The following is an 18,313-nucleotide window of genomic DNA, read 5'->3' as shown; positions in this document are numbered from 1 at the left end:
TCCTCTTGGTTTAAATTGTTTTGATGACATTTACGGTTACGCTGTCCGTTAATTCACCGAATGACAGCACTTCCAAATCGCGAAAACGATGTTGAATAAGTGATTTGATAAAACGTCGGATATCCGCCGCCGCCAGCAGCACAATATCGCGCTGGACGATGGGCAAGTTTTCCAGGGCGGCGGTAAATAACGCCATTAATTCTTCCGACACCTGCGGACTGAGATTCAGGAAAGTGCCCGCCGACGTGGTATGGATACTGGCGCGAAGGGTTTCCTCCACTTCCGGCGACAGCATGACCACCCGCAGCAGGTTATCGGTGGCGAATTGGTGGCAGATATAGCGCGCCAGCGCGCAGCGTACGTGCTCCACCAGCGCGGACACATCTTTTTCCCGCGGCGCCCACAGGGCCATCGCCTCCATAATCAGCTTCAAATGACGAATGGAAATGCGCTCCATCAGCAGCCGCTGCAGCAGCTCGGCGATGCGCTGCACCGTAGCGTGGCGCAACACTTCCTTGAGCAGATCGGGCGCATGGCCTTCCATTTGATCGAGCAAGTGCTTGGTTTCCTGCACGCCAAAAAATTCGTTGACGTGGTGAGTCAGCATCACCGCGAAGCAGTGATAGAGTTCATCCACCGCCGGGCGCAGCACGCAACCCGCGGCAAGCAGCGTCTCCCGATCGTCCGGCGACGCCCACACGCCCTCCTGATCCTGATGCAATGTCACGTCGGACGGACAGGGCCGGTCGCCGGGTATGCTGCGCCTCAACATGTCGAAGTGGATGGTGAAGGTGTCGGCGCGGATTTCATTAAGCAGTACCCCTACCGTCCGATCGTCCGTATGTTCACAGGGGCGTAGCATCAGAGGCGGCAACGTGACGCCAAAGTCGATAAGGAACTGGCCGCGCAGTCGTTCGCATAATTGCTCTTTTTCCAGCCGGGCGTAATTGGCGCGCGACACCTGTAGGATCACCGCCAGCGCCTCGGGCATCATCCGATCCGGATAGCCGCCGGCCGGCTGGCCGTCCCCGGTTCCGGCGCGCAGCGTCATGCCGCCGGCGTAGTCCGCGGGCGCGGGCAGCGGGACGGTGCGGGTTTGCCGCTGGCGCATCAGCAGCAATGTCCCGAGCGCCATCGCCAGCATAACGAACACCGGCAGCGGAAAGCCGGGCAGCATACCAATGGACAGCGCCAGCACGGCGGTGACAAGCAGCACGAAGGGGTTTCCCAGCAATTGCTGCATGATATTGCGGCCCAGATTATCGCCATCGCCGTTGACTCGGGTGACGATGAGGCCTGCACTAATCGAGATCAGTAGCGCCGGGATCTGGCCGACCAGCCCGTCGCCGATGGTCAAAAGCGTAAACGTGGACAACGCCTGAGACAGATCCATGTGATGCTGGTTCATGCCTACCGCGATGCCGCCGATAAAGTTGACGAAGGCGACGATAATGCTGGCGATCGCATCGCCCTTAATAAACTTCATCGCGCCGTCGAACGCGCCGTAGAGCTGACTTTCACGTTCCAGCACGCTGCGCCGCTCGCGGGCGCCTTCGGCGTCGATCACGCCGCCGCGCAGGTCGGCGTCAATACTCATCTGCTTGCCGGGCATCCCGTCCAGACAAAAGCGCGCGGCCACTTCGGCGACACGTTCAGAGCCTTTCGTGATGACGATGAACTGAACCACGGTCACGATGGCAAAAATGACGAACCCCACCACCAGGTTATCGCCGATGACAAACTGGCCGAAGGTGGCAATAATTTCGCCAGCGTCGGCGTCGGTCAGGATAAGCCGACTGGTGCTTATCGTCAGCGCCAGTCTGAACAGGGTCGTTATTAACAGCACCGCGGGAAACGTCGAAAAGCTTAAAATGCGATCGATATAAAACGCCCCCATGAATACCAGCATGGCGATGACAATGTTCAGGCCGATAAGAAAATCCACCAAATAGGTCGGTAGTGGAATTATGAGCATGGCAATGATTGTAATCACCAATACCAGAATCAGTAATTCAGGACGGGAATGAATGTGGTTTAAAAATCGATTAAGCACGTGAATGATCCATTTCGTTCAGCCAGATAGATATCAAGCAAGGACGCGACGTCCGCCGCCCGTTATTCCCGTCGAGCGGCGACGCGTTAACCGCACTAGCGCCGGGCCGCCCGCGCGATCCCAACAGCATTTTTATTTTTATGATGAAAAATTATATGCATGATTAATAATTATCGCAGCCGCGGAGATAAATGAAAGACGGCGGTCGGAATCACGGCCGCGCCGCGGCCTTGATAAGGTCGCGCGACAATATCGTGTCAGCGGACGGGATAACCTTGCTCATATTAACCACATTTGCTCACCGCCGGGTAAACCGGCGCACATTTTCTCGGCTAATAAGAATTTTCACCGCCTTGTTATCTCCCGCCGCCGTGTTATTTGGACGGTTACTGCTGGCTGGCGAGGTAATTATCGGCCCAGTCCTTCAATATACCCTCATGGCTGCGTGCGGCGATGGAACGGGCAAACGCGGCGGCGTCCTGCTGCAGCGGCGCGGAAATTTCCCGCGGTTGGATGAGAAAAATTCTGACCATATTGGCCTGCTTATCGACGCGATGGCGAAACAGACCGCCAATCAGCGGTATCGACCCCAGACCGGGTAATCGCCCGCGGTTATCCCGAATCTCATCCCGGGTATAGCCGCCAATCAGCAGGCTCTTTCCCCGCGGCACGCGCGCCACCGTGCTGATATGGGTGCGCCCCACTTCCGGCAGGTCATCCGGCCCCGGATTTCTGTGCTGCCGGGCGACTTCGCCGCCGTCTTCGATCGTCAGCGCCATCTCCACCTCATCGTCGCCGGAAAACCGCGGCAGGAGGCTTATCATGGTGCCGTAGGTCACTTCGCGCAGCTCCACGCTGCGCTCGCCCAGAAGCCGCGTATAAAAGGTCCGGTTATTGTCGAAAATCGCCGGCACGTTCTCCTGGGTCAGGATAATCGGCCGAGAAACAATGTTGGCGCGGTGTTTTTTGGCCAGCGCCAATATTGACGCGACAAATCGCGTACCGTCCAAGGCGCTATAGGATCCTTGATTAAAGGTGACGCCCCCCCGCTGGCCGATGCGGGTGCCGCCCTGCCAATTGATGCCGAACTGATCGAGGTCGCTTTTCTCCAGATCGATTATCCATAACGATAGCTCCACGTGGCGCTTAGGAATATCCAGTGAATGCACTAGATTGCGCACAAATTGCACCTGGCGGCCGCTCCCCTTGACCAGCAGGCTGTTGTTGCTGGGATTGGCGATAACCTGCACCGGCCACAGCGGCGATTCCACGTCCTGTTCCCCGCGCGCGTCCACCGCGGGAAGCAGCGCCTCTGCGGACGTGAGCGGGCTGGGGGGCTCGACGACAGGCAGGCGCCCTTCCCGCCTCATCAGCCGCTCGATTACCGTGGCGATACCGGGAATAGTCACTTTCTCGCCGCGCAATGCGTAATGGCGATCGCCGACAAAGGTGTAACTTAGCGGGATAACCTCGGCCTGCTCGCGCTCGTGTATGCCGTCCGGCTCCTTATCCAGCAGGCGGGCCGCATTCTCCACCAGCTCGATATAAACCGGCGGCCCCGAGAGATAAAGGACGTGACCACCGGGATCTCCCCGCAGCGGGTAGCGCGAATCGTGCAATTGGGCCTGCTGGAGAAAATGGCGCAGCGCCGCCGGTGAAATGCTGCGCAGCGCCACCACCGCATGGCGCATTTCGCTGGCGTCATAAATATAGATTGCCTGGCCGTCGCTGTACCACATCAACCCCATTTGTTGGGTAATGCGCGTCAAAAGCGCCCGCGCATCCGCCAGGTCGAACTCGCCGCTTATCTGCTTGCGCGCCGCCAGTTTGCTGACAATCACCGGTTGATTAAGGCGTGCCGACAGCGCATCGAAAAAGACTTTCACGCCGTCTTTATTGGCTACATAACCTTCGCCTTGCCGGGATAATTCCGCCGCGCGAACGTCGACGCGCGGGCCGGCGCAGGCGAGCAACATAACGCAGAGCAGGCCGCGGCTTATCTGAGCGATGTTATTCATTGTTCCGCTTTCTTGTTGATCATATTCCATATCCCGCGGGGGGAGACCCCAAAGGCGTCTCTGACATCGTTGGAGAGGTGCGAGGATGAGGCATAGCCATAGCGCATGGCGACCTCGGTGAGGCTTTGCCGCTCTTCGACCATATCCAGCAGCGCCCTGGCGATACGCCAGCCCCGCAGCTCATTTTTAGCCGAGTTTCCCAGCGCGTTGCGGCACAGGCGGCGGAAATGTGAATAAGACAGGCCGTAACGCGCGCCGAGAACGTTCAACTTGCCATTATTGACAGACTCATTTAATAGAAATCGTATTAACCAATAACACTCCGTCTGGCGCAAAAATACCGCCAGCGCATTCATTTGGGACGGCGCGCTCTGATAATTCCCCAGCATCCACTGCTCTATATCGGCGCAGGTGCCAATATGCGGAAAATCATGCAACTCGATCTGCGCCCATTGCTGCTGGGCGTAATCCACCTGCACGCCGCGGGACTCGTCGATAAATACCTGTAATTTTGCCAGGGCAAAGAGCGGTAATTCCTGATGCCGCGCTGTACCGGCGCGCAGAGCCAGATTCAAGCGCTGCATTAACAGCATGCCGCGCCATCCGGCGGATAATGTCAGACGCGACGATTCATTCGCCCAGCGAACATGAATATCGCAATCACCATCGGGAATTTCCAGCAACCAGCATTTTGGCTCCGAGATATCCTGCTGATGATATTCATTCAGCAGCGAAGCGGGTGAGACAATGATTTCTTTGCTCATCATTATCTCAGTTCGCTTTTGCTTAATATTCATAGCCATACATTGCCTGTCTCTTTCAAAGAAATCATGATGAAAATATGACTCAGGGTGAGAAATAATTGCAGAAGCCTCTCATGGCTTAAACGCTCACAGCATGCCTGACGCGTGGTAAACGCTTTCTCTCATTCCAGGCAATGGCGAGGAGACCACCCGATTTATCGGGACTTAGGTTACGCCGCGAAATAATGCGCCCGACGCGCAGGCGCTTACTGGGCCCGCCGCCGTCGGCGCGCTTTACAATGCATCGGCCGTGGCGACCGGCTCATTTTTTTCTTTCCTCCTGTCCCGGCATAGCTGACCGACCGATCTCCCCCTCCGCTGTCTTCCCCGCCGCCAGTCCCATCGCCTTCATACCGGGCAGCGCGCCCAAAATCAGAGGCTTCAGCGTGCGCAGAAAGCGCCCTTCGCCCCCCAAATGGGCTTTGGCCACCCGTTCACGCAGCAGCACCAGATGATCCTCGGCGCGCATCAGCTCAATCCGTAGCGAGGGCGCGCCGCCGAGGTTCAGCTCGTAACCGGTGAGGTAATAGTCCGGCCGGATTTTGTCCAGCAATTGCAGCGTGGCGTCAGTGGTGCGACAGTTCATGGTCAGCGAGGTCGGCAACACATGCAATCCCAGCGGCGAGCAGGGCGCCAGTTGCTGTACGATGGCATCCTGCAAACCGACGGTGTCGATATCACCGGCCAGCCGGAAGGGAAATACCGCCAGCACGCAGCGCGCCGGCATTCCGGGCCGGGCGGGCAAGATGCGCGTGACCGGCAGCGTAAACCGGTAGCCCTTACCGTAAACCGTATCGATATAGCGGTGATCTTTCTCCTCTTGTAAGATACGCCGCAGCACGTAGATACAGCGCGTCAGCGATTCTTCGCCGACATTGCCGCCGTACCAGACTTCATGAATAATCTGCGCCTTGGTCACCAGTTCGCCGGCGGATTCCAGTAATAAACTCAGCACCCCCAGTTCCTTGGGGGAGATGCTGAGCCGTTTGTCTTTATGAAACAACACGCGGGAGGAGTTCAGCAGAAAATCGCCAAAAGCGTACTGTACGGGCGGCAGAGTATTTTTGCCTCCGCCAGCCGGGCCGATGGGCGCTAAAGGCGTACATGCGCAAGACGCCTGATTTTTTTTCAGAGCTATATCCATCCTTTAATATCTCCTGTTGCCCGATAAACTTCCATTTCATTATTTCAGCACGGAATAGTGTCCAGCGTAGCTCATGGCAAATGCATCATTCTTCAATGCAATCCTTAATTCGCTGCTAAAAATAATGATTATTTATCTTCGGGTTTAACGAATTAACCCTCATCTAATTATTAAAGGTTATAGTATTGACTTAAACCAAAGATAAACATACGAAGCTATAAACCGACGGAAAATTGAGCGCTAAAAAAGTGATTAACCCGGCATGCCTGTGAAGAAATAGTGCAATTAAAGCTGAGCAGAATTATAACCGATATAGTTTATAAAAATAATATAATCATATTTAGAATAATTAATTTAATCCTTACTACGATGACCTGCGCGTAAGGCGGTTCGTCTTCGACCTGCCCTGCGGCGATTTGGATCATTCTGAGGTTTTAACCCACGGCGGCCAAGAAACACGGCTCCCCTATCTCGAGATCGTCAGCGTATCGCGCGGACAAACGCCGCCGGTGCGTATTACTGCGCACCGTGTACCGCGCGGACAAACGCCGCCGGTGCGTATTACTGCGCGCCGTATGCCGCGCGGACAAACGCCGCCGGTGCGTATTACTGCGCGCCGTATATCCGCGCGGACGCGTGCCGCCGATGCGTATTACTGCGCACCGTGTACCGCGCGGACGCATGCCGCCGCGTCTGACCCTTATGCCCCAAGCCGCTATACTTGACAGGCGTCAGCGCTTAACCGTGGACTAACCGATGTTGCGCACCTAAACGGGCGCAGCATCCTGTTTCTCTCTTTTTGACGCGATGGGAGGCCGAAATCCCTACGTCCGACCCGTCTTGGCACCACGTTACGCGGCGGCGGGGGCGATACGGCAAATGAAACGCTTTTTGACGAAACGCTTACAGAATAAGCATCCGAATTACTTTAATCTGTTAAGATAACACGATTTTAACCCGAACTGGCCAGCCCCATCCCATGAGAAGATATTCAAAGCAGACGATTAAGTGGCGTAATGTTTTAGTGGTGGTTTTGATACTGTTGTTGATTGCCGGCCTCGGTTATTACCTCTTCGCTCACCACAGCGGCAGCGGCGCTGCCCCGACCGGTCGGCCGGGCGGTATGAGAATGGGCATGGGCGGCCCGACGGCGGTACACGGCGGTGTCGCCAAGCAGGCGGATGTTCCCGTCACCTTATCGGCCTTGGGCACGGTGGTGGCGAACGCCAGCGTGACCGTAACCAGCCGGGTGGATGGCCAACTGCTCAAAGTCTATTTTACCGAAGGACAGAAGGTGGAGCAGGGGCAGTTACTGGCGCAGATCGACCCGCGCAGCTATCAGGCCAGCCTAGAGCAATATCAGGGCGATTTGGCGCAAAACCAAGCGCTGCTGAAGAGCGCGCAGCTGACGCTGGCGCGTTATCAAAAACTCTATGCGCAGGATTCCCTGTCGCGTCAGGATTTAGAAACCCAGACCGCCACCGTAGGCCAGTACGCCGGGGCAATCAAATCTTATCAGGCGCAGATTGACGCCGCGAAATTGGATCTGGAATATGCGCGGATCACCGCGCCGGTCAGCGGCCGGGTCGGGCTGCGGCTGGTGGATCCCGGCAATATGGTGCATAGCAGCGACACCACCGGCATCGTGACCATTACCCAGACCCAACCTATCGCCGTCACTTTCAGCGTGCCGCAGGCCAATTTACCTACGCTACTACAGGCTTTGCATCACGGCCAAACCTTGCCCGCCACCGCGCTGGATCAAGATGGCACGACCGAGCTGGCGCAGGGAGAGCTGAACTTTATCAGCAACGAAATCGACAGCGAGACCGGCAGCATCAAGCTTAAAGCCATGTTTGCCAATCACGATGAAAAACTCTATCCCAATCAATTTGTGAATGTGCGTTTGCAAACGAATGTACTGGCGGGCGCGACGGTTATCCCCGCCCAGGCCTTACAGCTGAGCAGCGACGGGGATTTCGTGTATGTCATCAAGCAGGATAACAGCGTCGAACGCCGTCAGGTCAAAGCGGGACCGAGCTTCGGCACCTCGCTACAGGCCGTTCTGAGCGGCGTATCGCCGGGCGAACGGGTGGTCACCGAAGGCATTGACCGGTTGAGCAACGGCGCGAAAGTGACGATCGTCAGCGACAACGATACCGGCGGCGGCAGTGCCGTGGAAAGCGGCGCGCCCGGCAGTGCGACTCGCGTCAAGGGCAGCGCCGGCACAACGGATAGCGGCGCCACGGGCGGTAACGGCGGCGCCAAGTCAATTGACGGCACGACCGGCGGTGATGGCGCGGCGAAGGGTTCCTCGGGCGGTAACGGCAAGGCGGCAGGCGTCACCCGCCGCCACACCGGCAGCGCGGCGACGCAGCGCGTCTCGACGACCGGCGGTAACGACGGCGCCGCGCAATGAACCCTTCCAGACTTTTTATCGAGCGCCCGGTCGCCACCATTTTATTGATGATTGCGGTGCTGATTTCCGGGCTTTTCGCCTACAAAATGCTTTCCACCTCGGCGCTGCCCCAGGTGGATTATCCCACGATCCAGGTGACTACGCTTTACCCCGGCGCCAGTCCCGATGTGATGGCATCGTCGGTCACCGCGCCGCTGGAGCGGCAGCTCGGCCAGATGGCCGGCCTCAGCCAGATGTATTCCACCAGTTCAGGCGGAGCATCGGTCATCACGCTGAAATTTTCCCTCGACCTGTCGCTGGATGTGGCGGAGCAAGAAGTGCAAGCGGCAATCAATGCCGCCAACAGCCTGCTGCCAAACGATTTGCCCAACCCGCCCACCTATAAAAAGGTGAACCCGGCGGATACCGCCGTCATCACCCTGGCGGCGAGTTCGGATACGCTGCCGCTGATACAAGTACAAGATCTGGTCAATACCCGTCTGGCGCTAAAATTATCGCAGATCTCAGGCGTCGGTATGGTCACCCTGGCGGGCGGTCATCAGGCGGCGATCCGGGTACGAATGGATCCCCGCGCGCTCGCGGCGCATCATCTGACGTTGGAAGACGTGAATACGCTTATCGGCAATAGCAACGTCAATACCGCTAAAGGCGGCTTCGACGGGCGTTATCATTCGATCACCATCGACGCCAACGATCAGCTACGCACCGCCGCCGAATACGGCAATCTCATTCTCACCTATCAGAACGGCGCCGCCCTGCGGCTGAAAGATATCGCCCAGATCGAGGAAGCGGAAGAAAACACCTTTCAATCCGCCTGGGCCAACCGTAATCCGGCGATTGTCATCAGCGTCCAGCGTCAGCCGGGCGCCAACGTTATTCAAGTGGTGGATAATATTAAAGCGCAGCTTCCCACGCTGCAGGCCGCGCTGCCGGACGGGGTCAAGATCCAGATCCTGTCCGATCGCACCCAGACCATTCGCGCCTCCATCAGCGACGTGCAGTTTGAGCTGATGCTGTCCATTGCGCTGGTAGTGATGGTGACGTTCCTCTTCCTGCGCAACATCGCCGCGACCCTTATCCCTAGCGTGGCGGTGCCGCTGTCGCTGGTGGGAACCTTCGGCGTGATGTATCTGGCCGGTTTCAGTCTGAACAATCTGTCGTTGATGGCGCTCACTATCGCCACCGGGTTCGTTATTGATGACGCTATCGTGGTGGTAGAAAATATTTCCCGCCGGCTGGAAGAGGGCGAAACGCCCATGCAGGCGGCGCTTAACGGCTCCCGACAGATAGGTTTTACCATCATTTCGCTGACCTTCTCGCTAATAGCGGTATTAATTCCGCTGCTGTTTATGGGCGATGTGGTCGGCCGTCTGTTCCGGGAGTTCGCCATCACCCTGGCGGTATCGATTCTGGTATCGATGCTGGTGTCGCTCACCCTCACCCCAATGCTATGCGCTTATCTGCTGCGCCATATCCCGGAGGCGGAACAGAGCCGTTTTTACCGTAAGGGCGGCGAGATTTTCGACCGGCTTATCGCCGGCTACGATCGGCTGCTGATTATCGTACTTGACCATCAGCGCCTGACGCTGCTGGTGGCGCTGGCGACGCTGGCGCTGACCGCGTTACTCTATGTTTTGGTGCCGAAAGGCTTCTTTCCCCAGCAGGATACCGGTCTGATTCAAGGGGTGACGATTGCCTCGCAGGACGTTTCCTTCGGCGAGATGGCTCGGCGACAGCAGGCGCTGGTGGACGATATCCTCAAGAATCCACAGGTGGAAAGCGTCTCCTCCACGGTCGGTATCGACGGCAACAATACCAGCCTGAACAGCGGCCGCCTGCAAATCAATTTAAAACCTTTTGCGGATCGCGACGATCGCGCCGATGTCATTATCAAACAGCTGAAAGAGGCCACCCAACAGGTCGCGGGCATTACGCTGTATCTGCAATCCTCACAAGATCTGACGGTCAACGATCAGGTCACGCCCAGCCAGTATCAATTCACTCTCGATGATGCCGATAGCGAAAATTTGGTTAACTGGACGCCGAAACTCGTCGCGCGCCTGCAGCAGGAGCCCGAATTCAGCGATGTGGTGAGCAATCTGCAAGATCAGGGGCAAACGGTGTACGTGGAGCTCAATCGCGACGCCGCGGCGCGCTACGGCATCACCGCGGCGGATGTGGACACCGCGCTGTATAACGCCTTCGGGCAGCGGTTGGTATCGACAATTTTTACCCAATCTAATCAGTACCGGGTGGTGCTGGAGGTTCAGCCCAAATATCAACAATCGCCGGCCTCGCTGGATGATATTTATTTGGCGACGAGCTCAAGCTCCAGTTCTAGCTCCAGTTCCAGTTCCAGCTCCAGTTCCAGCTCCAGTTCCAGCTCCAGTTCTAGCTCGAGTTCGAGTTCGAGTTCGAGTTCCAGCTCGGGCAGCGCGACGGCGATGGTCAAACTGACCTCTATCGCCACGGTGCACCGCCGGACAGGATCGCTGGTCCATGTCAGGCTGAACCAGTTCCCGGCGGTAACCGTGTCGTTTAATCTCAATGACGGCTATTCAATAGAAGACGCACAGAAAGCGATCACGCAGGTCAGCCAGTCCCTTGAGCAACCGTCGAGCATTACCCTGCGCTATCAGGGTGAGACTTCTGCCTTCCAGAGCGCCACCGGTAATACGCTGTGGCTGATTCTGGCGGCGCTGCTCACCATGTACGTGGTACTGGGGATTTTGTATGAGAGCTTTATCCATCCGGTCACCATTCTCTCCACCCTGCCCTCGGCCGCGGTAGGCGCGCTGCTGACCTTGCTGCTCGCCGACACCGAATTCAGCCTGATTGCGCTTATCGGCGTTATCCTGCTGATAGGCATCGTGAAAAAGAACGCCATCATGATGATCGACTTCGCGCTGGAGGCGGAAAACAAGCACCACATGACGCCGCGCGAGGCCATTCATCAGGCTTGCCTGCTGCGTTTCCGGCCGATTCTGATGACCACCATGGCCGCGCTGCTGGGCGCGCTGCCGTTGATGCTGGCCCACGGTTCCGGCGCCGAACTTCGCCAGCCGCTGGGGCTGGTGATTGTCGGCGGTCTTATCTTCAGTCAGGTGCTGACGCTGTTCTCGACGCCCGTTATCTATCTGTGGTTTGACGGCCTGGCGCAACGTGGCCAGCGCTTCGTGCGGCGTAAACGCAGGCAAGCGGCGCCATGAATATCTCGCGGCTGTTCATCTTCCGGCCGGTGGCGACGCTGCTGCTCACGCTGGCCATTTTGCTGCTTGGCCTACTGGGCTACCGGCTGTTGCCGGTGGCGCCGCTACCGCAGGTGGATTTTCCCACCATCATGGTCAGCGCCAGCCTGTCGGGCGCCAGCCCGGAAACCATGGCGGCCACCGTGGCCACGCCGCTGGAACGATCGCTGGGCCAGATTGCCGGCGTCACCGAGATGACCTCCAGCAGCAGCACGGGATCGACCCGGATTATTTTGCAGTTTGAGCTCGACCGCGATATCAATGGCGCCGCCCGCGATGTGCAGGCGGCCATCAATGCCGCGCGCAGCTTGCTGCCGAGCAGCATGCCGTCGTTGCCCACTTACCGCAAAGCCAATCCGTCCGATGCGCCCATCGTCATGCTGGCCCTGACCTCCAACACCCGCGCCAGCGGCGAGCTCTACGATCTGGCCTCAAGCACCATTCAGCAGAAAATCGCCCAGGTGCAGGGGGTCGGTCAGGTGTCGCTACTCGGCAGCGCGCTCCCGGCGGTGCGTATCGATTTGCAGCCGCAAATGCTAAACCATCTGGGGATTTCACTCGATACGGTGCGCAGCGCCATCGCCAATAGCACCACCAATTTACCCAAAGGCATGTTGCAGGGTGCAACTACCTCGTTTGTGGTGGACGGTAACGGCCAGTTGGACAAGGCGCGGGATTATCGGTCGCTGATTATCACCTATATCAACGGCACCGCCATCCGTTTAAGCGATGTCGCCACCGTCACCGATTCGGTGGAAGATAAATACAACATCGGCTTTTATAATCAAACCCCGTCGGTGATGATCGGCGTCACCCGCCAGGCCGGCGCGAATATGCTGGAAACCATTGATGCCATCAACGCCGCGCTGCCGGCGCTACAGGCAGAGCTGCCCGGCGATGTCGAGCTGCATAAGGTCGTGGACCGCTCCCCCACCATCCGCGCCTCGCTGTACGACACCGAGGAGACGCTGCTGATTGCGATTTTCCTGGTGATCGCCGTGGTGTTTATTTTCCTGCGCAATCTGCAGGCGGTGATTATTCCGGCGCTGGCGCTGCCGGTGTCGCTCATCGGTACCTGCGCGGTTATGTATTTGCTGGATTACAGTCTGGACAACCTGTCGTTGATGGCGCTGATTATCTGCACCGGCTTTGTGGTGGATGACGCCATTGTGGTTCTGGAAAACATCACCCGCTATATCGAAGAAGGCCTGGGGCCGGTGCGCGCTTCGATTAAGGGTGCGCAGGAAGTCGGTTTTACGGTCCTGGCGATGACGCTGTCGCTGGTGGCGGTGTTCATTCCCATTCTGCTGATGGGCAGTATCGTCGGCCGGCTGTTTCGGGAATTCGCCGTTACGCTCACCGTCTCGCTGCTGATTTCGATGGTGGTGTCACTGAGCCTGACGCCGATGCTGTGTTCGCGTCTGCTGCGGCGCAAACCGCCGGTGAGCAAACGCCCCAACCGGTTGTATTTGCTGATCGAGAGCGGGCTGGCCAGGCTTTTGGCGGGATATGCCCTGGCACTGGGGTGGGTGATGCGTCACCAAAGGCTAACGCTCTTTAGCCTGGTGCTGACTATCATGCTGAATCTTTTTTTATACGGCGTGGTGCAAAAAGGTTTCTTCCCCAATCAGGATACCGGCCTGCTAATGGGGATGGTGCGCGCCGATCAAAACATCTCTTTCCAGGCGATGAAGCCCAAAGTCGAGGCGATAGCCAAACTCATCCAGCAGGACTCGGCGGTGGACGGCGTGATGTCATCCATCGGCGGCGGCGCTTTCGGATCACGCAATAGCGGTACATTTTTCGTGCGCCTGAAGGATTATGACAAACGCAGCGATAGCGCAACCGTGGTGGCGAACCGGCTGACCAATAAATTCCGCAATGAGGCAGGCATGCAGCTGTTTCTCATGGCGGCGCAGGATCTTCATATCGGCGGACGCAGCGCCAACGCCTCTTATCAATACAGCCTGCAGGCCGATGATCTTAATCTGTTGCGCGTCTGGACGCCGAAAGTGAAGGCGGCGCTGGAAAAGCTCCCCGAGCTGACCAGCGTGGACGCCGACAGCGAAAACGGCGGCCAAGAGATCATGTTAAACATCGACCGCGACAAAGCCACCCGGCTGGGCGTGAATGCCGACATGCTCGACGCGATGCTCAATAACTCCTTCAGCCAGCGCCAGGTGGCGACAATATACAAAACCCTGAATCAATATCATGTGATTATGGGACTTAACGAAGCCTATACCGGCGATGCCGAAGTATTGAAAAAACTGTTTGTGGTGAACGACAACGGCGAATCGATCCCGTTATCGGCGTTCATTACTTTTAGCAGCGCCAATGCGGCGTTGTCGGTGGCGCATCAGGGGCAATCCGCCACCAGTACCGTCGCCTTTAACCTGGCCGATGGCGTGTCGCTGGAGCAGGCGCAGGCGGCGATTAAGGACGCGATGGTGAAGATCGCCCTGCCCAGCACCATCCAGGCCGGCTTCCAGGGAACCGCCAAGGCGTTTGCCGCGCTGGCCGCGTCAATGCCCTGGCTTATCCTGGCGGCGCTGGCGGCGGTCTATATTGTGCTCGGCGTATTGTATGAAAGCTATATTCATCCGCTGACGATATTATCCACCCTGCCCTCGGCCGGTCTGGGGGCGCTGTTGCTGATGCTGGTCACGGGCACCCAGTTGACGGTGATCGCCTTGATCGGCATCTTGTTGCTGATAGGGATTGTGAAAAAGAACGCCATCATGATGATCGATTTTGCCCTGGCGGCCGAACGCAATCAGGGGCTCACGCCGCAGCAGGCCATCACCCAGGCCTGTCTGATGCGGTTCCGGCCGATTATGATGACCACGCTGGCGGCCTTTTTTGGCGCGCTGCCGCTGGCGCTCGGCAGCGGCGGCGACGCGGATCTGCGCAGCCCGCTAGGGATGGCCATCGCCGGCGGGCTGGCCTTGAGTCAGCTGTTGACGCTGTTTACAACGCCGGTGGTTTATCTCTACCTCGATCGTCTTAGCCGCAATAGTCAGCGCGCCTGGCATCGCTTGCGTAAAACCGGCACGGCATGAAGCCGTTAAAAGAGTGAAAACACCATAATGAATGATTTACACCGCGCACTGAAGTTACTCCCCCTGGCGCTGGCCCTGACGCTGGCGGGCTGTAGCGTGGGACCGGACTATCACCGGCCCGCGACGGAAGTGCCGTTGCAGTTTAAAGAAGCCCAGGGTTGGACCCGGGCAACGCCGCAGGATCAGCTCAGCAAAGGCGAATGGTGGGCGGTGTATCGGGATCCGGTCCTGTCCGACCTGCTACGCCAAGTGCAAATTTCCAATCAAAACGTCGCGCAATATCAGGCACTGTATCGCCAGGCGCTGGCGCTGGCGCGGGAATCGCGCGCCGATCTTTATCCCAGCGTCACCGGTACGGCCTCCAGCACCCGGTCGGGCAACAGCAGCACGACCAGCAATAGCCATAGCGCCACCGCCAGCGCCAGTTGGGAACTGGATCTGTGGGGCAAGCTGCGCCGCACGCTGGAAGAAAATCGCGCTAGCGCCCAGGCAAGCGAGGCGGAATTGGCCAATATCACCCTCAGCGCGCAATCAACGCTGGCACAGGACTACTTCCAACTGCGGGTGATGGATCAGCAACTGGCGCTGTATCAGCAAAGCATTACCGCTTATGAGCGCTACGTACGCATCATCAATAATAAATATCAGGCCGGCAGCGAAGGGCGCGATACCTTGGCGCAGGCGCAAACGACCCTTGAGAGCGCCCGCGCCTCGGCGCTCGATGTGCAATGGCAGCGCGCCCAGTTGGAGCATGCAATCGCGGTGTTAATGGGCAAACCGCCGTCGGCGTTCAGCCTGCCCGCCGCGCCCCTTATCGCCGCCATGCCTGCGATTCCGCCATCGCTGCCGTCGCAGTTATTGCAGCGCCGTCCCGATATCGCCTATGCCGAACGCAACGTGGCGGCCGCCAACGCCGCAATCGGCGTCGCCAAAGCGGCCTATTATCCCGATTTGACCCTCAGCGCCAGCGGGGGCTTCACCAGTGCCGCGCTGCACAATCTGCTGTCGCTGCCCAATCGGACCTGGTCGCTGGGGCCGGAATTAAGCGGCACCCTACTGGATTTCGGGGCCACCAAAGCGCAGGTGGAACAAGCGGAGGCCAGCTATGACGCGAGCGTCGCCAGCTATCGCCAAACGGTGCTGGCGGGGTTCCAGGAAGTGGAGGATTATTTGGTGCAGTTGCGCACCCTAGAGAGCGAAATCGCGGCCCGGCAGCGGGCGGCGCAGGCCGCGCAGGAATCGGCACGGGTCACGTATAATCAGTATGAAGCGGGGATGATTGATTACCTCGATGTCGCCACTACGCAAAACACCAGTCTTTCTCAGCAGCAGAGTCTGTTATCGCTGCAAAGCACGCAGTGGGTGACCAGCGTTCAACTGATCGTTGCCCTCGGCGGCGGCTGGCAGGCGCCGGAAGACGCCGCGGCGCCCTAGCGATGCCAGGCGCTTCCGGACGACGCCGGGGGCGCCCTCTGCGAGGGTTATCATCCGCAGGGCGCAACGGATACCGCCCGGCGCTTGGGGGTTAACCCGCTACCGCGATGGCACATTGGAAAAGAACAGCCGTTTCCTGGGGGGCGTCCCAGCGACAGCGCATGAAAATCACAGTGGGTATGCGTGAAAGCGCCAGCGGGAATGCGTTGGCCTCACGGCAGGAGCGCGAGGAAATTCCAACGGAAATGCGGGGGGCATCGCAGCAGGGGCGGGTGAAAATGTCACCGGCATTGCGTGGGAATCAATCATGCGGAACGCGGGTGAACTTTACCGGTGCGCGAGGCTGCCCCGGAGCCCCCTCGTTCGTGCGGCCAGCATAGGCACTGGCGCTGGCCTCAACGGAAATCAGATGGGCTATCAGGCGTGTTCGGCCGTGGCCGCTTGCGCGCCGCTCATATGCCGGCAGGTTTGGCTTAACGTCGGCCAGACCGCCATCAGCGTGCTGACAATGCCGTTGAGATCGTCTTCGCTGGCGCCGTCTCGCGCCTGAACCGACATCCCCTGCAGCGTGCAGGCGAGATATTTTGCCAGACCCGCACAGTCGGTGCTGGCCGGGAGTTCCCCCTGCTGCTGCCGCGTCAACAGAAAATCCAGCAGCGTGTGTTCTTGCAAATGGTGGCGCGAGCGCAGGATCTGCGCCACTTCATCCGACGACGCGGCCAGCGCTGCCGAGGTACAAATGATAAAGCAACCGGACGGTAAACTTTTATCGGTAAACATCGCCGCGGCGGCGCGGTAAAAGTCTTCAATGGCTTGCGTGACGGAAAGACCGGGGCGCGCCAGCAGGGCTTTACCCTTTTCGGCGAACTTGGTTACGTAACGCTCCGCCGCGGCACGGAATAACCCTTCTTTATTGCCAAACTCAGCGTACAGCGTGGGCGCCTTGGCCCCCGTGGCCTCGACCAGATCGGCAAGGGAAGTCGCTTCATAGCCATGGCGCCAAAACAGTTGCAGTGCTTGGTCCAGGGCGGTTTCACGGTCGAATTGTTTCGGACGCCCGCGCCCCTTTTTGACACAGGCGGCTTGATGGTCGCTCATAGTTCCTCTCTTGCCGAATGGTGAAAAAATACACTAAATTAATGGTCATTATAAAAAATACTCCCCCCGGTGTCGAGAGAGTTTTTGCATTATGTGCGCATGGGAAAGCATTATTATAATGATCATTAAAATATTGTCTTGCTTCATCAGCCGCTGCGGTCTATCATTTAGTTATCAAATGTTAACTATTTATTCAACCGCCATCCTTCTGACGGTGTAGTCGGGAGAAAATTCGATGAAAAACAGACCAATATTGTTCATTGCCGCCGCCCTCAGCCTACTCTCCTCCGGCGCGCTGGCCGCAGTTCAGCCTCCGGCACATGAGCTCCTGCCCATTGCGTTGGTCGCGACCTCCAGCCATAGCGGCGTGGGCACCTTTTATGGCGAGCCGGGAGATAAAGTGAACGGAGACCACTCCCCAAGCTATCCCCCGACCTCACTGTCGGGGCAACGCGACATGCACGGCACCGCCGTCATTTATAATTAAACCCACACCCGGCAAAACCGGGGAACCGCCGTCTGCATGATTGACCGCCAAAGGGCGGTCTTTTTTTTGGCCTAAAGCGAGTCGGAATCACCATCCTGGGACACGGACAGGAAGTTGCAAGTTAATGCGATAATAAACGATACGAGATTAAATTAAGACTTCTCTTGATTGTCATTTCCATTCTATTAAACGACGACTATTCAGCTTCTTCCTATAGTGTTCATCATCGCCGTTTCTTTTTTTTCCGCTGGTCGTATTAATTATCCGCAGCTTGTTACAGCGGTCATTGATTTTACAATTCCTTTACTCTGTCGAGCATTGATCAAAATACCTCCCCGGTGAATGATTTGATACATCAAATTATTAATCCATGGAGTTAATGCATGCGTCATTTAATTATGTTTCTCGGCATTGTCTTTCTGAGCGCCGCCCTGAGCGGTTGTCTGTGGCCGCCCCCCGGCGGCGGTGGCGGTTGGGGCGGCGGTGGCCCCGGCGGCGGCGGTCCGCATTGGCAGGGCGGTCCGCCACGTTAACCGGGCCCGCCGGC

The 18,313-nt window shown here is 57.8% G+C and carries 10 protein-coding genes and 1 pseudogene; 6 read left to right on the top strand and 5 right to left on the bottom strand.

Annotated elements, in window-relative coordinates; genetic code table 11:
* Positions 1–10: 10 nt before the first annotated feature.
* The 4 genes from SANT_RS02975 to SANT_RS02960 form a co-directional block, all read right to left on the bottom strand.
* Entirely contained in the window at positions 11–2,053 is a 2,043-nt protein-coding gene (locus SANT_RS02975; RefSeq protein ID WP_025420816.1) for an EscV/YscV/HrcV family type III secretion system export apparatus protein, read from the bottom strand.
* A 386-nt stretch (positions 2,054–2,439) separates the two neighbouring features.
* The gene (gene sctC, locus SANT_RS02970; RefSeq protein WP_025420815.1) at positions 2,440–4,071 is read right to left on the bottom strand and encodes a type III secretion system outer membrane ring subunit SctC; all 1,632 of its coding nucleotides are present in this window, start codon (positions 4,069–4,071) and stop codon (positions 2,440–2,442) included.
* Positions 4,068–4,838: a helix-turn-helix domain-containing protein gene (locus SANT_RS02965; RefSeq protein ID WP_237234641.1), complete on the bottom strand. Its 771-nt coding sequence runs from the start codon at positions 4,836–4,838 to the stop codon at positions 4,068–4,070. The genes sctC and SANT_RS02965 overlap by 4 nt, the downstream gene beginning before the upstream one ends.
* 298 nt (positions 4,839–5,136) lie before the next feature.
* The gene (locus tag SANT_RS02960) at positions 5,137–6,018 is read right to left on the bottom strand and encodes a winged helix-turn-helix domain-containing protein (RefSeq protein WP_025420813.1); all 882 of its coding nucleotides are present in this window, start codon (positions 6,016–6,018) and stop codon (positions 5,137–5,139) included.
* Between the two features lie 979 nt (positions 6,019–6,997).
* On the opposite strand from SANT_RS02960, the pseudogene SANT_RS02950 reads away from it, so the two are divergent.
* The 4 genes and pseudogenes from SANT_RS02950 to SANT_RS02935 all read left to right on the top strand — a co-directional run.
* Positions 6,998–8,165 (top strand): annotated as a pseudogene (locus SANT_RS02950) (MdtA/MuxA family multidrug efflux RND transporter periplasmic adaptor subunit); the annotation flags it as partial.
* A 268-nt stretch (positions 8,166–8,433) separates the two neighbouring features.
* Positions 8,434–11,646 (top strand): efflux RND transporter permease subunit, encoded by a 3,213-nt coding sequence (locus tag SANT_RS02945; RefSeq protein WP_025420810.1) that lies wholly within the window; start codon positions 8,434–8,436, stop codon positions 11,644–11,646.
* Positions 11,643–14,747 carry an efflux RND transporter permease subunit gene (locus SANT_RS02940; RefSeq protein WP_025420809.1) on the top strand — a complete coding sequence of 1,035 codons (3,105 nt, stop codon included), beginning with the start codon at positions 11,643–11,645 and terminating at the stop codon, positions 14,745–14,747. Before SANT_RS02945 ends, SANT_RS02940 begins: the two co-directional genes overlap by 4 nt.
* Before the next feature lie 27 nt (positions 14,748–14,774).
* Positions 14,775–16,181: an efflux transporter outer membrane subunit gene (locus SANT_RS02935; protein WP_025420808.1), complete on the top strand. Its 1,407-nt coding sequence runs from the start codon at positions 14,775–14,777 to the stop codon at positions 16,179–16,181.
* A gap of 417 nt (positions 16,182–16,598) precedes the next feature.
* Here the strand turns inward: SANT_RS02935 and SANT_RS02930 are convergent, their stop codons facing one another.
* Positions 16,599–17,279, bottom strand: coding sequence for a TetR/AcrR family transcriptional regulator (locus tag SANT_RS02930; RefSeq protein WP_025420807.1), 681 nt, complete (start codon positions 17,277–17,279; stop codon positions 16,599–16,601).
* Between the two features lie 235 nt (positions 17,280–17,514).
* Between SANT_RS02930 and SANT_RS02925 the strand changes: the two genes are divergently transcribed.
* On the top strand, positions 17,515–17,766 hold the full coding sequence (locus tag SANT_RS02925) for a hypothetical protein (protein ID WP_025420806.1): 252 nt from the start codon (positions 17,515–17,517) through the stop codon (positions 17,764–17,766).
* A gap of 383 nt (positions 17,767–18,149) precedes the next feature.
* A complete protein-coding gene (locus SANT_RS24575) occupies positions 18,150–18,299 on the top strand; it encodes a hypothetical protein (RefSeq protein ID WP_200867266.1) in 150 nt (49 codons plus the stop codon).
* The last annotated feature ends 14 nt before the right edge of the window (positions 18,300–18,313 follow it).

Source organism: Sodalis praecaptivus (assembly GCF_000517425.1).
Lineage (GTDB): Bacteria > Pseudomonadota > Gammaproteobacteria > Enterobacterales > Enterobacteriaceae > Sodalis_A > Sodalis_A praecaptivus.
Note: the sequence above shows the minus strand (reverse complement) of the source record. Positions and strands in the feature narration are given on the sequence as shown.

Excerpts from the sequence above, each read along its gene's own strand:
- sctC (WP_025420815.1), bottom strand. The coding sequence starts at position 4,071 with ATGAATAACATCGCTCAGATAAGCCGCGGCCTGCTCTGCGTTATGTTG.
- SANT_RS02965 (WP_237234641.1), bottom strand. The coding sequence starts at position 4,838 with ATGATGAGCAAAGAAATCATTGTCTCACCCGCTTCGCTGCTGAATGAA.
- SANT_RS02960 (WP_025420813.1), bottom strand. The coding sequence starts at position 6,018 with ATGGATATAGCTCTGAAAAAAAATCAGGCGTCTTGCGCATGTACGCCT.
- SANT_RS02945 (WP_025420810.1), top strand. The coding sequence starts at position 8,434 with ATGAACCCTTCCAGACTTTTTATCGAGCGCCCGGTCGCCACCATTTTA.
- SANT_RS02940 (WP_025420809.1), top strand. The coding sequence starts at position 11,643 with ATGAATATCTCGCGGCTGTTCATCTTCCGGCCGGTGGCGACGCTGCTG.
- SANT_RS02935 (WP_025420808.1), top strand. The coding sequence starts at position 14,775 with ATGAATGATTTACACCGCGCACTGAAGTTACTCCCCCTGGCGCTGGCC.
- SANT_RS02930 (WP_025420807.1), bottom strand. The coding sequence starts at position 17,279 with ATGAGCGACCATCAAGCCGCCTGTGTCAAAAAGGGGCGCGGGCGTCCG.
- SANT_RS02925 (WP_025420806.1), top strand. The coding sequence starts at position 17,515 with ATGAAAAACAGACCAATATTGTTCATTGCCGCCGCCCTCAGCCTACTC.
- SANT_RS24575 (WP_200867266.1), top strand. The coding sequence starts at position 18,150 with ATGCGTCATTTAATTATGTTTCTCGGCATTGTCTTTCTGAGCGCCGCC.